Origin of the sequence: Parachlamydia acanthamoebae, assembly GCF_000875975.1 — a bacterium.
In the GTDB taxonomy this organism is placed as follows: domain Bacteria; phylum Chlamydiota; class Chlamydiia; order Chlamydiales; family Parachlamydiaceae; genus Parachlamydia; species Parachlamydia acanthamoebae.
The window spans coordinates 1-1683 of sequence record NZ_BAWW01000035.1 but is presented as its reverse complement, the minus strand read 5'-3'; the positions used below and the strand labels follow the sequence as shown (position 1 = coordinate 1683).

The 1683-nt window shown below is 49.4% G+C and carries 1 rRNA gene; it reads left to right on the top strand.

The features are described 5' to 3' along the window. Window positions 1–58: 58 nt before the first annotated feature. Window positions 59–1600, top strand: a 16S ribosomal RNA gene (locus tag AOM43_RS07980). The last annotated feature ends 83 nt before the right edge of the window (window positions 1601–1683 follow it).

Here is a 1683-nt window from a genome sequence, read left to right as displayed (position 1 = left end):
GAAAGCTAATGACCCACATATTATAGAATTGAGTAATACTCAAATTTTCAAAGTTTTTTAACTTGAGAATTTGATCTTGGTTCAGATTGAATGCTGACGGCGTGGATGAGGCATGCAAGTCGAACGAAACGGGCAACCGTTTAGTGGCGGAAGGGTTAGTAATACATGGATAACTTGCCTTTAACTTTGGGATAACGATTGGAAACGATCGCTAATACCAAATGTGGTGGGGTAATTAATTTACCTTTATCAAAGTGGGGGATCGCAAGACCTCGCGGTTAAAGAGAGGTCCATGGGATATCAGCTAGTTGGTGTGGTAATGGCGCACCAAGGCTAAGACGTCTAGGCGGATTGAGAGATTGACCGCCAACACTGGGACTGAGAACTGCCCAGACTCCTACGGGAGGCTGCAGTCGAGAATCATTCGCAATGGGCGAAAGCCTGACGATGCGACGCCGTGTGAGCGATGAAGGCCTTAGGGTCGTAAAGCTCTTTCGCCTGGGAGCAAGAGAAGCCGACTAATATTCGGCTAATTTGAGAGTACCAGGTAAAGAAGCACCGGCTAACTCCGTGCCAGCAGCTGCGGTAATACGGAGGGTGCAAGCATTAATCGGATTTATTGGGCGTAAAGGGCGCGTAGGCGGGAACATAAGTCAGATGTGAAATCCTGGAGCTCAACTCCAGAACAGCATTTGAAACTATATTTCTTGAGGGTAGGCGGAGAAAACGGAATTCCACATGTAGCGGTGAAATGCGTAGATATGTGGAAGAACATCGGTGGCGAAGGCGGTTTTCTAGCTTATTCCTGACGCTGAGGCGCGAAAGCAAGGGGAGCAAACAGGATTAGATACCCTGGTAGTCCTTGCCGTAAACGATGTATACTTGGTGTAATTGGACTCAACCCCAATTGTGCCGGAGCTAACGCGTTAAGTATACCGCCTGGGGAGTACGCTCGCAAGGGTGAAACTCAAAAGAATTGACGGGGACCCGCACAAGCAGTGGAGCATGTGGTTTAATTCGATGCAACGCGAAGAACCTTACCCAGACTTGACATGCAGAAGACAGCTTTAGAGATAGAGTGTTCCTTAGGGACTTCTGCACAGGTGCTGCATGGCTGTCGTCAGCTCGTGCCGTGAGGTGTTGGGTTAAGTCCCGCAACGAGCGCAACCCTTATCATTAGTTGCCAACACGTAATGGTGGGAACTCTAATGAGACTGCCTGGGTTAACCAGGAGGAAGGTGAGGATGACGTCAAGTCCGCATGGCCCTTATGTCTGGGGCTACACACGTGCTACAATGGTCGGTACAGAAGGCAGCGAAGCCGTGAGGTGAAGCAAATCCCAAAAAGCCGATCCCAGTTCAGATTGTAGTCTGCAACTCGACTACATGAAGATGGAATTGCTAGTAATGGCGAGTCAGCAACATCGCCGTGAATACGTTCCCGGGTCTTGTACACACCGCCCGTCACATCATGGGAGTTGGTTTTACCCGAAGCCGCTGACTTAACCGCAAGGAGAGAAGCGTCGAAGGTGAGGCTGATGACTGGGATGAAGTCGTAACAAGGTAGCCCTATCGGAAGGTGGGGCTGGATCACCTCCTTTAAAGGACAGGTAAGATAACTGAGGTTATCTTCCGAGGTTGGGCAAGCTCTATAAGCTTGACACATTGTCTTCTTTTCACTGTC